Raw genomic sequence first — 13,027 nt, forward strand, 5'->3', positions numbered from 1 at the left:
CTATGCGCTTTTGTTCCGATGGTTCAAGGTATAGTTGTCGCCCCCATAACACAAAACGGGCGGAGTCACCGCCCCGACACGGGCGGCCGCGCCCCGCAAGCGAAGGTGTGAGAGATGAGCGAAACCCCGGTCCAGAACGTGATCGCGTTCCAGGGCGAGCCCGGCGCCTACAGCCATCAGGCCTGCCGGTCCTATCGCCCGCAGATGGAGGCCCTGCCCTGCCGCACCTTCGAGGACACTATCGAGGCGGTGCGCAGCGGCCGGGCGGAGCTGGCGATGCTGCCGGTCGAGAACTCGACCTATGGCCGGGTCGCGGACATCCACCACCTGCTGCCGGAAACCGGCCTGCACATCATCGACGAAGGTTTCGTGCGGGTGCGCATCAGCCTGCTGGCGGTGCCCGGCACCCGGCTGTCCGAGGTCAGCGAGGCGATGAGCCATCCGGTGCTGCTGGGCCAATGCCGCGGCTTCCTGCGCCGCCATGCCATCCACGGCCTGGTCGGCGCCGATACCGCCGGTTCGGCGCTCGAGGTGGCGCGGCGGGGCGAAAAGGCGCTGGCCGCGCTGGCCGCGCCGCTTGCGGGCGAAATCTACGGGCTCGAGGAACTCGCCTCGGGGATCGAGGACCGGCAAAACAACACCACCCGCTTCCTGGTCATGGCCCGGCAGCCCGATTTCAGCCGCCGCACCAATCCCCAGGGCGGCGCAACGATGATGACCAGCTTCGTCTTCCGGGTCCGCAACATCCCGGCGGCGCTTTACAAGGCGCTTGGCGGCTTCGCCACCAACGGCGTCAACATGACCAAGCTGGAAAGCTACATGGTGGACGGCGTGTTCACCGCCACGCAGTTCTATGCCGATATCGAGGGCCATCCCGAGGATCCGCATGTCGCCCGCGCGCTGGAAGAGCTGGATTATTTCACCTCGAGCCTGAACATCCTGGGCGTCTACCCGGCCGATCCGCTGCGCGCCGCGCAAGCCCGCCGGGAACCGGTCGAGGGCTGAGCCGCCACCGGCGCGGCCCGGTTTCAGTTTCAGGCCATCGCCTCGGCGGACATGCGGTTGACGAAATCGCCGATGCGTCCGGCGAACTTGCGGTCAAGCTGCGCCTTGCCCAATTTGGCGGTCTGCAGCAACAGCCGCGCCTTCATGCCGCGGGGCTGCACCTCGGCCTCGAAGATCAGCCGCGACTTGCTGGGGGTCAGCGCCACCACGGTCATGCGAAGCGTCAGGTTGAACTGGTCCGAGCTGCCCTCGATCACCATCAGCTCGGGCCGGTCGAGCCGCGCCAATTCAAGCTGCAATTCCCGCTGACGTCCGCGCCAGTCGAAGCCGACATGCCAGCGCATGCCGACGCCGGGTTGCGCCAGATCGTCCAGCCGCCGCACCGAGGCGCCGCGCCGCACAAGCAACCGCTCGATATTGGCGAAGTTGCTCATCGCCCGAAAAAGCTCGTCGGCGGAAAGGTCGGTGTCCTGTCGGGTCGAGAATTTCATGGATAATCCGGCGATGAAAAACGATCTGAAGGGCTCTGCCCGGTTCTTCCCATGTTGCAGCGCAGCATGCAAGGCCGCCACATACCCCGAGGGATCGCGCCGGGCGATGCAATCTATAGTTGCATATTGTCGTTAATGACAGCATGCAATCGGCATGTGCCGTAAAGATTTTCAAGCCGACGCCTCGCAATTTCCTGTTTCGATTGCACTTCGCATCATGGCGACGACGGATCTGCACATGCATGTGCTGGGCTATGATTATTTGGCGGATCGGCCCGCCGGGCATATCGGCCTGTCCCGTGCCGCCGCGCTGATCGCCCAAGCCCGCCGCACGGCAGAGAATTGCCTGCTTTTCGACAATGGCGATTTCCTGCAGGGCAGCCCGATGGGCGATTACCTGGCCGAGAGCGGGGGAATCGGCCCGCATCCGGCCATCGCGGCGATGAACGCGCTGCGCTACGACGCGGCAACGCTGGGCAATCACGATTTCAGCTTCGGCACCGGCTTCCTGCGCCGGGCGCTGGAGGGGGCCGAGTTCCCCTTTGCCGCCACCAACCTGCATCCGGTCCGGCCGCTGCCGGTCAGCCAACACCTGCTGCTGGAACGGCAGGTCCGCGACAGCCGCGGCACGGCCCGGCGGCTGCGGATCGGCGTGCTGGGTTTCCTGCCGCCGCAGACCGTGGATTGGGAGCCGGCCCTGCGCCCCGAGATCCGGGTCGCCGACATCCTGCAGGCGGCCCGGGCCGGCATCGAGGCGCTGCGCCAGCAGGGTGCGGATCTGGTCGTGGCGCTGTCGCATAGCGGCATCGGCGCACTGCAGCCGGCGCCGATGATGGAGAACGCCGCCACCGCGCTGGCCGCCCTGCCCGGCATCGACCTGGTGATCGCCGGCCATACGCACCGGGTCTTCCCCTCGGCCGCCCATCCGCAGGGGCCCGGGATCGACGCCCGGCGCGGCACGCTGGCCGGCAAGCCGGCGGTGATGCCGGGCTTCTGGGGCTCGCATCTGGGGCTGATCGACCTGCGGCTGGAAAGCGCCGGCACCGGCTGGCGCATCGCCGATTTCACCTGCCGCGCCGAGCCGGTCGCGGCCGAGGAGGATCACGCCAGCGTCAGCGGCCCGGCCCTTTCCGCCCATCGCCAGACCCTGCGGCATTTCCGCCGCCGCATCGGCCGCACCGAACGACCGCTCAGCAGCTATTTCGCGCTGATCGGCGAGGATCCCGGCCTGCGGCTGGTGGCCATGGCGCAGCGCTGGCATGTGCGGCGGGCGCTGCGCGGCACGCGCTGGCAGGATCTGCCGATCCTGTCGGCCGCCGCGCCCTTCCGCGCCGGCGGCCGCGGCGGGCCGCAGCATTACACCGACGTGCCAGCGGGGCGGCTGACGCTGCGCAACATCGCCGATCTCTACCTGTTCCCGAACCGGATCTGCGCCATCCGCCTGACCGGGGCCGAGCTGCGCGAATGGCTGGAACGCTCGGCCAGCCTGTTTCTGCAGGTCCAGCCGGGAAAGCCCGACCAGCCGCTGATCGACCCCGAGTTTCCCACCTATAATTTCGACGTGATCGACGGGCTCGACTGGCAGATCGACCTGAGCCTGCCGCCGCGCTACGCCCCGGACGGCGCGTTGGCCCATGCCGATTCGCACCGGATCGGCGCCATGACCCATCGCCGCCAGCCGGTGGCGGCCGACCAGCAGTTCATCCTGGTGACCAACAGCTATCGCCTTTCCGATTGCGGGCTGTTCGCGCCGGTGGCGGCGGGGCGGCCGGTGCTGCTGGACAGCACCTCGCGCACCCGCGAGGTGCTGCGCCGCTATGTGGCGCGCCGCCGCGTGCTGGCCCCGGACGCCCGCACCGGCTGGAGCTTCCGCCCCCTGCCCGGCACCTCGGTCCTGTTCGAGACCGGGCCGGCGGCCGCAGCCCATCTCGACGCGCTCGGCACCCCGGTCGAACCGGCCGGCATCGGCCCGGACGGCTTCCTGCGCCTGCGCCTGCATCTCTAGCCGGCAAGGCGCTTGCATCCCGCCGCGCCTGCGCCTATCTAGGCGGCGAGAGGTTGGCGCGGGCAGGCGCCTCGCCAACCCGGTCAGGTCCGGAAGGAAGCAGCCGTAACGAGTCCCGCTTGGGTCGTTGTCCAGCCTCTCACCCCATCCCGCAAAGCGCCGGCGACCCGCAGACCGCAAGAGCAACGGCCCGAGACCAGCCCGGATGACCGAACCGCCCCGCATCCTCTGCCTTGGCGCGATGCTTTGGGACATGATCGGCCATTCTGCCCTGCGGCTCGGCCCCGGCGGCGACGTTCCCGGCCGGATCACCCGGCAGCCTGGCGGCGTGGCGCTGAATGTCGCGCTGGCCCTGGCCCGGCACGGGCTGCGGCCGGCCATGCTGTCCGCCGTCGGCCGCGACGCGCCGGGCGCGGCGCTGATCGCCGAGGCGCAGCGCCACGGTGTCGAGACCCGCTGGCTCTGGCGCGACGGCGGGTTGCCGACCGACAGCTATCTTGCCATCGAAAGCCCGGACGGGCTGGTCGCCGCCATCGCCGATGCGCGCGCGCTCGAGGCCGCGGGCAGCGCGATCCTGGCGCCGCTGCGCGACGGCCGGCTGGGCGACCACGCCCGGCCCTGGCGGGGCACGCTGGTCATCGACGGCAACCTGACCGCCGAGCTGCTGGCCGGCATCGCCCGCGACCCCTGCCTGACCGGCGCCACGCTGCGCATCGTGCCCGCCAGCCCCGAGAAGGCGGCGCGGCTGCAGCCGCTGCTCGCGCATCCCCGCGCCACCTTCCACCTGAACCGCGCCGAGGCCGAGGCGCTGGCCGGCCGCCGCTTCGCCAGCGCCGCCGAAGCCGCCGAGGCCGTGACTGCGCTCGGCGGCCATCGCGTGCTCGTCACAGACGGCGCGCGCCGCGTCGCCGACGCGGCCCGGGACGCGCCGACGCTCGACGCGGTGCCACCGCCGGCCGCGGCGATCCGCGTCACCGGCGCGGGCGACAGTTTCCTCGCGGCGCATCTCGCCGCCGAAATCGCCGGCGCGCCCCGTGCCGAAGCCCTGACTCGTGCCTTGCAGGCCGCCTCGGCCCATATTTCCGGAAAGGACTTGCCATGAACCCGCTGATCGCCCTGTCGCCCGAAGTCGCGCAGGCCCGCTCGCAGCACCGTCCCGTGGTGGCGCTGGAATCGACCATCATCACCCATGGCATGCCCTGGCCGCAGAATCTGGAAATGGCGCGCCGGGTCGAGGCGACGGTCCGCGAGGCCGGCGCCACCCCGGCGACCATCGCCATCATCGGCGGCCGCATCCGCGTCGGCCTCGACGCCGAGACGCTGGAACAGCTCGCCAGAACCCCGCAGGGCGAGGCGATGAAGCTCTCGCGCGCCGATCTGGCCGCCTGCCTGGCGCTGGGGCACACCGGCGCCACCACCGTCGCCGCCACGATGATCTGCGCCGATCTCGCCGGGATCGCGGTCTTCGCCACCGGCGGCGTCGGCGGCGTGCATCGCGGCGCCGAAACCAGCTTCGACATCTCGGCCGACCTGCAGGAACTGGCGCGAAGCCCGGTCACCGTGGTCGCGGCCGGGGCCAAGGCGATCCTGGACCTGCCCAAGACGCTGGAAGTGCTGGAAACCCTGGGTGTGCCGGTCATCGCCTTCGGCCAGGACCAGTTGCCGGCCTTCTGGTCGCGCGATTCGGGCCTGCCGGCGCCGCTGCGCATGGACGATCCCGCGCAGATCGCGGCCGCGGCGCGGTTGCGGCGTGACCTCGGCATCGACGGCGGGCAACTGGTGGTGAACCCGATCCCGGCCGAGGCCGAGATCCCGCGGGCCGAGATGATCCCGGTGGTCGAACAGGCGCTGGCCGAGGCCGAGGCGCAGGGCATCGCCGCCAAGGCGGTCACGCCCTTCCTGCTGCAACGCATCTTCGAGCTGACCGAGGGCCGCTCGCTGCAAGCCAATGTCGCGCTGGTGCTGAACAATGCCCGGCTGGCGGCCCGCATCGCCGCCGCGCTGGCGCAGGCCGCCTAGCGCAGCACGCGCGACAGGTCGAAACTGTCGCGCTCGCCGAGATGGCCGGCATCCTCGGCCAGAAAGCGTTCGGCCGCCAGCACCCCCGCCTCGTGCATGCGGTCCAGCAGCCCCGGCTTGGGGATCAGCTTGGTGCTGGCGCTCAGCGAGTTCATCAGGCTCTCGTCCATGATCGCGTGCAGCAGCACGTTCTTCATCGGCCGCCCGGTCAGCCGGTCCTCGGCGAACAGGCGCTTGACGAAATTGATCGCCCGCAATTCGGCCAGAAGCGAGGCGTTGAAGCTGATCTCGTTCACCCGGTCCTGGATGGCGGCCGGGGTCTTGGGAATGGCGTCGCGCAGCATCGGGTTGATGTTCACGATGACGATGTCGCGCGGCAGGTCGGGATGATACAGCGGAAACAGCGCCGGATTGCCGGAATAGCCGCCGTCCCAATAGGCCTCGCGCCGGCCGGTCCTGGGGTCGTCGATCTCGACGGCGCGGAACAGTTCCGGCAGGCAGGCCGACGCAAGAATGGTGTCGACCGTCACCTCCGCCCCGCCGAACACCCGCACCAGGCCGGTGCGGACATTGGTGGCGGTGACGAAGAAGGCCGGCCCCTCCTCGCGGCCCAGGCGCGGATGCGGCATCTCGCGCAGGATGGCGGCCAGCGGGTTGGAATAGAACGGCCCGCTGTCATAGGGGCTGAACACCCGCGTCAGCGATCCCAGCCAGGCGACCGGAGAGAACAGCTCGGTCAGCCGCTGCCAGGCGCGGGGCGCCGGGAACATCGAATGCAGCCAGCGCACCACGGAATTGTCGCTGACCTGCCCCACCTGCGACCAGACATGGGCCAGGTTCTCGCGCGCCGCCTGCCGCCCGCGCCGCCCCGGCCCGCAGGACAGGCCGGCCGCCAGCGCGGCGCCGTTCAACGCCCCGGCCGAAGTGCCGCTGATGCCGCGGATCTCGATCCCGGGCTCGTCCAGCAACCGGTCCAGCACGCCCCAGGCAAAGGCGCCATGCGCGCCGCCGCCCTGCAAGGCCAGATTGATCCGCTTCGCTTCCATGCCGCGCCTCCGCCGGTCCAGATCAGGCGCAGGCTAACCCGGCCGGTCCGGCGGAAAAACCGCCCTGCGGCCCGATCCGGGCAAACGGATGCAGCGCCGCCACAGCGGCCCACCCGCCTTCACCGTTTTCCAAATACCCATTCCTTCGGGAAAACAGCCCGCAGGTCACGCTTTGCAAAGACGCGCGGGCAGCGCCGGCGGCTCAGTCCTCGGCCTGCGCCTCGGCCCGCGACTTGCCGGCCACGTCCAGCGCCAGGGTGGCGGCCATGAAGGCGTCCAGGTCGCCATCCAGAACCCCCTGCGTGTCCGAGGTCTCGTGCCCGGTCCGCAGATCCTTCACCATCTGGTAGGGATGCAGCACATAGGAACGGATCTGGTTGCCCCAGCCGGCATCGCCCTTGGCCTCGTGCTGGGCGTTGATCGCGGCGTTGCGCTTGTCGAGCTCCAGCTGATAAAGCCGCGCCTTCAGCGCCGCCATGGCGTTGGCGCGGTTCTGGTGCTGCGACTTTTCGGAACTGGTCACCACGATCCCGGTCGGCAGGTGGGTGATGCGCACCGCCGAGTCGGTGGTGTTGACGTGCTGCCCGCCCGCGCCCGAGGAGCGGTAGGTGTCGATCCTGATCTCGTTGTCGGGAATGGTGATCTCGATATTGTCGTCGACCACCGGATAGACCCAGACCGAGCTGAACGAGGTATGGCGCCGGGCCGCCGAATCATAGGGCGAGATGCGCACCAGCCGGTGCACGCCCGATTCCGACTTCAGCCAGCCATAGGCGTTCGGCCCCGAGATCTTGTAGGCGGCCGAGCGGATGCCGGCCTCGTCACCGCCGGTTTCGCTGAGCAGCTCGACAGTGTAGCCCTTCTTCTCGGCCCAGCGGACATACATCCGCGCCAGCATCGAGGCCCAGTCGCAGCTTTCCGTGCCGCCGGCGCCGGCATTGACCTCAAGGAAGGTGTCGTTGCCGTCGGCCTCGCCGTTCAGCAGTGCCTCCAGCTCCTTCTGCGCCGAAAGCTCGGCCAGCGCCTTCAGCGCGGTCTCGGCATCGGCGACGATCTCGGCATCATCCTCGGCCTCGCCCAGCTCGATCAGCTCGGCATTGTCCTTCAGCTCGGTCTCGATGCGGCGATAGGTCTCGACCGCATCGGACAGCATCTGCCGGTCGCGCATCAGCTTCTGGGCACGGGCCGGGTCGGACCAGATGTCCCCGGCTTCGATCATGGCGTTCAGCTCTTCCAGCCGGTGCGGCGCGGTGTCCCAGTCCATGCGCTGCGCAAGCAGCTTCAGCGATTTGCGGATCGCGTCAATGGTGGCTTGGGTCTCGGCGCGCATGGGCACTCTCTTTCAGATCGTCGGTCAGGGCAGGACAAATAGCGCGGGCGGCGACCGGCGGCAAGCGACCCCTTGACGCGACCGGCCTCAATACAGCCCGCCCGAGGACAGGGTGCCGAAATCGGCCTTCTTCGGGATCACCTTTCTCTTGCCGGTCGAGGTGGTCACCGCCTGCCCGCCGTCGCGGCCCGAGGTGAACAGCGGCAGCGTCGCCGGATCGGCGCGGCCGAAACCGCCGTCGATCATGCCGAGCCCGCTCAGATCCTGACCGTCGCGGAAATATTCGGCGATGACATTGTCGCCCTTGGCATCGGGGCCCAGGATGGCGCCGGTGAAGCGGTCGATGTTCACGAAATGCCCGCCCGGCGGCACCTTGAAGGCGGTGCCGCCGAATTCCTTGACCGCCTCCCGCATGAATTCGTTGAACACCGGCACGCAAAGCGTGCCGCCATAGGCATTGGCGCCCAGGGTTCGCGGCTGGTCATAGCCCAGGTAGCAGCCGGCGACGATGTTCGAGGTGAAGCCGATGAACCAGACGTCCTTGGCATCGTTGGTGGTGCCGGTCTTGCCGGCCACCGGCACCGGCAGGTCCACGCCGCGCCCCGAGCCGCGCTTGACCACGCCCTCCAGCATCGAGGTCAGCTGATAGGCGGTGATCGCGTCCATCACCCGCTCGCGGTTCGAGACGATCTGCGGCGAGGCGCCGGCCGGCAGCGTCGCCTGGCCGCAGGTCACGCATTCGCGGCGGTCGTGGCGATAGATGGTGCGGCCGCGGCGGTCCTGCACGCGGTCGACCAGCGTCGGCTCCACCCGCTCGCCGCCATTGGCGAACATGGCATAGGCGGCGACCATCTTGAACAGCGTCGTCTCCTGCGCGCCGAGCGAGTTCGCCAGGAAATGGCCGAGATGGTCGTAGACGCCGAATTTCTCGGCATATTTCGCCACCGTATCCATGCCGATGCCCTGGGCGATACGGATGGTCATCAGGTTGCGGGACTGTTCGATCCCGGTGCGCATCGGCGTCGGGCCATAGAACCTGCCGTTGGCGTTCTTGGGCGTCCAGAGGCCCTGCGGCGTGTTCACGGTGATCGGCTCGTCGATGATGATCGTCGCGGGGGTAAAGCCCGAATCCAGCGCCGCCGCATAGACGAAGGGCTTGAAGCTGGAACCCGGCTGACGCTGCGCCTGGGTCGCGCGGTTGAAGACCGAGCTTTGATAGCTGAAGCCGCCCTGCATCGAGATCACCCGGCCGGTATTCACGTCCATGGCCATGAAACCGCCCTGCACCTCGGGCACCTGGCGCAGCGTCCAGCGGATGAAGCTGCCGTCGCTGTCGCTGGTCATGCGGCGCACCAGCACCACGTCTCCGACCTCCAGCAGGTCCGAGGCCGCCCTGGCCTTGGGCGCCAGCGTGCCGTCGGCGCGGCGCTTCCTGGCCCATTGCACATCCTTGGCCGGGATGGTGGCGGTGCCGTCCTGATCCTCGATGCCGATGCTGGCGTCGCTGTCGCCAAGGGACAGCACCACGGCGGGAAACCAGCCCTCGATGTCGCGCGGCACCCGGGCCCCGGCCAGGGCGGGGCGCCAGTCCTGCTCGCTGCCCAGCTTCTCGGCCGGGATGGTGACGCGGGTGCCGCGCCAGACGCCGCGGCCGCGGTCGTATTGCTCCAGCGCCTTCTGCAGGGCGCGGGCCGCGATTTTCTGCAGCCGCGGATCGACGGTGGCGCGGATCGCCAGACCGCCGCCGAAAAATTCCTCCTCGCCGAACTGCGCCGAGAGCTGGCGGCGGATCTCGTCGGTGAAATAGTCGCGCGGCGGCAGCTGCTGCTGGAAGGCCGGGAAATCGCCGTTCTGCACCGAGCGCAGCGGCTGCTTGACCTCGACCTCGTAGGTGGCCTGGTCGATATAGCCGTTCTGCCACATCTCGCGCAGCACGTAGTTGCGCCGCTCGGTCACCCGTTCCTTGGCGCGGACCGGGTGATAGCGGCCGGGCGCCTGCGGCATGGCGGCCAGCATCGCCGCCTCGTGCGGGGCCAGCTCGGTCAGCGGCTTGTTGAAATAGGTCTGCGCCGCGGCGGCGACGCCGAAGCTGTTCTGACCCAGGAAAATCTCGTTCAGATACAGTTCCAGGATCTGGTCCTTGGACAGCGTCGATTCCAGCCGGGTGGCCAGGATCAGCTCCTTGATCTTGCGCTCGACGCTGCGGTCGCTGGACAGCAGGAAGTTCTTCATCACCTGCTGCGTGATGGTCGAGGCGCCGCGCACGTTCTCGCCGCGCGACTTCACCGCCTCGACCAGGGCGCCGATCATGCCGCGCGGATCGAAGCCGTGGTGATGATAGAAGTTCTTGTCCTCGGCGCTGACGAAGGCCTCGCGCACCAAAGGCGGGATCTCGTCGATCGGCACGAAGATGCGCCGCTCCTCGGCGAATTCGTCGATGATCCGCCCCTCGCCGGAATAGATGCGGCTGATGGTCTTGGGCGCGTATTGCGCCAGCTGCTCATGGCTGGGCAGATCGCGCGAATACATCCAGAACACCGCGCCCACGGTCAGGGCGATGAAGAAGACGGCGGTCACGAGCCAGGAAAAGATCGCACCGATGAAAGACAGCAGGAAGCGCAGCAAGGGGCAAGCCTCTGGGGATGACGTGGGTCTCTATAGACAGCAGGGCGTCGCCCGTCAAAGCAACCTTGCACTACCTGCGTGAAAGCGCCGCCCGGGCGGCATCGTCCTGCGCCCAAAGGCTGATCGCCCGCGCCAGCGCCTGCGCGGTGCGGGCGCGCCAGTCCGGGTCGAACAGGTTCGCCCGGTCGCCGGCATCGGTCAGGAAGCCCAGCTCGATCAGCACCGAGGGAATGTCGGGGGATTTCAGCACAGAAAACGCCGCGCCGCGCACCGGGCGGCTGTGCATCCCGATGCCGGCGCGGTTCAGTTCCGAGACCGCGAACTTGGCAAAGGCCTGCGAGCGCGGATGGGTCTCGGTCCGCGCCAGGTCCATCAGCACATCGGCGATCTGGTCGTCGGTGCCGGAGAGGTCCAACCCGGCCAACAGATCGGCGCGGTCGTGGCGCGTCGCCAGTTCGCGCGTGGCGCGGTCATCGGCCTGCGGGTTCCAGACATAGATCGACAGCCCCGCCGCCTCGCCCGCCGGCAGCGCATCGGCATGCAGCGAGATGAACAGGTCGGCCTGCGCGGTGCGGGCGATGGTCATGCGCCGCTCCAGCGGGATGAAGCTGTCGTCCTTGCGGGTGGCGACGACCTCGAAACCGGCGCGGGTCAGGATCTCGGTCAGCTCGCGGGCAAAACCCAGCAACACCGCCGCCTCGTAGATGGCGCCGACCTGGGCGCCGGGGTCGTGGCCGCCATGGCCCGGGTCGATCGCGACCCGCAGCGGCCGCCGGCCGGTGCGGCGGGGCGGCAGCGGCGTCACCTCGGCGGGCTTGGGCAGATCCCAAAGCGCCGAAAGCGCGTTGCCGCGGGTGACGAATTCCGTGGCATCGACCGGCTCGATGCGCAGCTTGACCAGGGCCCCGCCGGCGCCGCCCTCGGCCGGCCTCTGCACGGCGGTGCGCAACGCATAGGGGCCGGGCAGTTCCATCACCAGCCGCGACCAGCCGGACCGGAACCGGCCCCAGCGCAACGCCGGCACCAGTTCGCGCCCCGGCAGATCCCCGGCCCTGGTGCCGGAAAAGTCGATTTCGCGGAAATCCACCACCAGCCGCGGCGGGCCGTCGAGGAAATAGACCCGATAGGGCACCGGCTGGCTGATGGTCAGCCGCAGCTCCATCGGCCGCGGCCTGCCGCGGTCGCGGCCCTCTGCCGTCAGCGACGAGCCCGCCAGATCGACCGTCGCCAGAGCCGAGCGCGCGCCGTCATCGGCCAGCGCCGGCAGCGCCAGCCAGACCAGCAGCAGGGCGAAAAGCCATCTCATCGCGCCGCCATGAAGGCGGCCAGCCGGTCCAGCCCCTCGGCGATCTCGGCCGCCCCCGCGGCATAGCTGAAGCGCAGGGTCTGCGCGCCGCGATGCGGGTCGAAATCCAGGCCCGGCGTCACCGCCACGCCCGCCTTTTCAAGAATTTCCGCGGCAAATCTCAGGCTGTCCGTGGTCAGGTCGGACACATCGGCATAGATGTAGAACGCGCCTTCCGGCGGTGCGATGCGGTCGAAACCGATCTGCGGCAGCCGTTCCAGCATCCGCCGGCGGTTCTCGGCATAGACGGCCAGGTTCGCCTCGGCCTCCTCGACGCAATCCAGCGCCGCCAAGGCCGCGACCTGGCTGGCATGGGGCGGGCAGATGAACATGTTCTGCGCGATGCGTTCGACGGTGCGGATCATGCTGTCCGGCACCACCATCCAGCCGACGCGCCAGCCGGTCATGCTGAAATATTTCGAGAAACTGTTGATGACGAAGACCTCGTCCGTCACCTCCAGCGCCGAATGGAATCCGGCGCCGTAATCGAGCCCGTGATAGATCTCGTCCGAGATCACGCTCATGCCCAGTTCCGCGGCCCGCGCGGTCAGCGCCGCCAGTTCCTCGCGCCGCAGCACCGTGCCGGAGGGATTGCCGGGCGAGGCCAGGATCAGCCCCTGCGTATCCGCCGGCAGATCCTGCGGCCGGGGCTGGTAGCGGTCCTCGGCCCGGGTCGGGATGCCCACCGGCTCCAGCGACATGGCGCGCAGGATCTGGCGATAGCTGGGATAGCCCGGCTCGCCCAGGGCCACGCGCTCGCCGGCGTCGAACAGCGCCGAAAAGGCCAGGAGGAAGGCGCCCGAGGAACCCGGCGTCACCACCACCCGGTTCGGGTCGAGGTCGAGCCCGTACCAGCGCTTGTAGAGTGCGGCGATGCCGCGGCGCAGCTCGGGCAGGCCGAGCGCCACCGTATAGCCCAGCGGCCGCTCCAGCGCCGCGGCCAGCGCCCGGCGCGCGCCCTCGGGCGCCGGGGTCGAGGGCTGGCCGACCTCCATATGGATGATGCGGCGGCCTGCGGCTTCGGCCTTGCGGGCGGCCTCCATCACATCCATGACGATAAAGGGATCGACCTGCCCGCGGCGGGATTGTCTCATATCTGCCTGCCCTCGTGGTTTTGGCCGGGTATCGGACCTGCGGGCTGTCCGGTCAAGCCCGCGTGAG

General features: G+C 69.3%; 10 protein-coding genes and 1 other RNA gene. 5 read left to right on the forward strand and 6 right to left on the reverse strand.

Annotated features, from left to right (window positions below):
• Positions 1–114 precede the first annotated feature (114 nt).
• Positions 115–1,005 (forward strand): prephenate dehydratase, encoded by an 891-nt coding sequence (locus NBE95_RS10090; RefSeq protein WP_289893761.1) that lies wholly within the window; start codon positions 115–117, stop codon positions 1,003–1,005.
• A 29-nt stretch (positions 1,006–1,034) separates the two neighbouring features.
• Here the strand turns inward: NBE95_RS10090 and NBE95_RS10095 are convergent, their stop codons facing one another.
• Positions 1,035–1,496: a hypothetical protein gene (locus NBE95_RS10095; protein WP_289893762.1), complete on the reverse strand. Its 462-nt coding sequence runs from the start codon at positions 1,494–1,496 to the stop codon at positions 1,035–1,037.
• Positions 1,497–1,713: 217 nt separating this feature from the next.
• Here NBE95_RS10095 and NBE95_RS10100 point away from each other — a divergent pair, with 217 nt between their 5' ends.
• From NBE95_RS10100 to NBE95_RS10115, 4 genes are all read left to right on the forward strand, one after another.
• On the forward strand, positions 1,714–3,501 hold the full coding sequence (locus NBE95_RS10100; RefSeq protein WP_289893763.1) for a bifunctional 2',3'-cyclic-nucleotide 2'-phosphodiesterase/3'-nucleotidase: 1,788 nt from the start codon (positions 1,714–1,716) through the stop codon (positions 3,499–3,501).
• A 46-nt stretch (positions 3,502–3,547) separates the two neighbouring features.
• An RNA gene (ffs, locus tag NBE95_RS10105) (signal recognition particle sRNA small type) lies at positions 3,548–3,646 on the forward strand.
• A gap of 60 nt (positions 3,647–3,706) precedes the next feature.
• The gene (locus NBE95_RS10110; protein WP_289893764.1) at positions 3,707–4,603 is read left to right on the forward strand and encodes a PfkB family carbohydrate kinase; all 897 of its coding nucleotides are present in this window, start codon (positions 3,707–3,709) and stop codon (positions 4,601–4,603) included.
• Positions 4,600–5,520, forward strand: a complete 921-nt coding sequence (locus NBE95_RS10115; protein WP_289893765.1) for a pseudouridine-5'-phosphate glycosidase — start codon at positions 4,600–4,602, stop codon at positions 5,518–5,520. Before NBE95_RS10110 ends, NBE95_RS10115 begins: the two co-directional genes overlap by 4 nt.
• Here NBE95_RS10115 and NBE95_RS10120 read toward each other — a convergent pair.
• From NBE95_RS10120 to NBE95_RS10140, 5 genes are all read right to left on the reverse strand, one after another.
• A complete protein-coding gene (locus NBE95_RS10120; protein ID WP_289893766.1) occupies positions 5,517–6,566 on the reverse strand; it encodes a patatin-like phospholipase family protein in 1,050 nt (349 codons plus the stop codon). The genes NBE95_RS10115 and NBE95_RS10120 overlap by 4 nt on opposite strands.
• A gap of 202 nt (positions 6,567–6,768) precedes the next feature.
• Positions 6,769–7,896, reverse strand: a complete 1,128-nt coding sequence (prfB, locus tag NBE95_RS10125; protein WP_289893767.1) for a peptide chain release factor 2 — start codon at positions 7,894–7,896, stop codon at positions 6,769–6,771.
• Between the two features lie 87 nt (positions 7,897–7,983).
• Positions 7,984–10,521, reverse strand: coding sequence for a PBP1A family penicillin-binding protein (locus tag NBE95_RS10130; protein WP_289893768.1), 2,538 nt, complete (start codon positions 10,519–10,521; stop codon positions 7,984–7,986).
• Positions 10,522–10,591: 70 nt separating this feature from the next.
• Complete coding sequence (locus tag NBE95_RS10135; protein WP_289893769.1) at positions 10,592–11,827, reverse strand: N-acetylmuramoyl-L-alanine amidase; 1,236 nt, start codon at positions 11,825–11,827, stop codon at positions 10,592–10,594.
• Complete coding sequence (locus NBE95_RS10140; RefSeq protein ID WP_289893770.1) at positions 11,824–12,960, reverse strand: aminotransferase class I/II-fold pyridoxal phosphate-dependent enzyme; 1,137 nt, start codon at positions 12,958–12,960, stop codon at positions 11,824–11,826. The genes NBE95_RS10135 and NBE95_RS10140 overlap by 4 nt, the downstream gene beginning before the upstream one ends.
• Positions 12,961–13,027 lie beyond the last annotated feature (67 nt).

Source organism: Paracoccus sp. TOH, from assembly GCF_030388245.1.
Classification (GTDB): Bacteria; Pseudomonadota; Alphaproteobacteria; order Rhodobacterales; family Rhodobacteraceae; genus Paracoccus; species Paracoccus simplex.

Excerpts from the sequence above, each read along its gene's own strand:
- NBE95_RS10090 (WP_289893761.1), top strand. The coding sequence starts at position 115 with ATGAGCGAAACCCCGGTCCAGAACGTGATCGCGTTCCAGGGCGAGCCC.
- NBE95_RS10095 (WP_289893762.1), bottom strand. The coding sequence starts at position 1,496 with ATGAAATTCTCGACCCGACAGGACACCGACCTTTCCGCCGACGAGCTT.
- NBE95_RS10100 (WP_289893763.1), top strand. The coding sequence starts at position 1,714 with ATGGCGACGACGGATCTGCACATGCATGTGCTGGGCTATGATTATTTG.
- NBE95_RS10110 (WP_289893764.1), top strand. The coding sequence starts at position 3,707 with ATGACCGAACCGCCCCGCATCCTCTGCCTTGGCGCGATGCTTTGGGAC.
- NBE95_RS10115 (WP_289893765.1), top strand. The coding sequence starts at position 4,600 with ATGAACCCGCTGATCGCCCTGTCGCCCGAAGTCGCGCAGGCCCGCTCG.
- NBE95_RS10120 (WP_289893766.1), bottom strand. The coding sequence starts at position 6,566 with ATGGAAGCGAAGCGGATCAATCTGGCCTTGCAGGGCGGCGGCGCGCAT.
- prfB (WP_289893767.1), bottom strand. The coding sequence starts at position 7,896 with ATGCGCGCCGAGACCCAAGCCACCATTGACGCGATCCGCAAATCGCTG.
- NBE95_RS10135 (WP_289893769.1), bottom strand. The coding sequence starts at position 11,827 with ATGAGATGGCTTTTCGCCCTGCTGCTGGTCTGGCTGGCGCTGCCGGCG.
- NBE95_RS10140 (WP_289893770.1), bottom strand. The coding sequence starts at position 12,960 with ATGAGACAATCCCGCCGCGGGCAGGTCGATCCCTTTATCGTCATGGAT.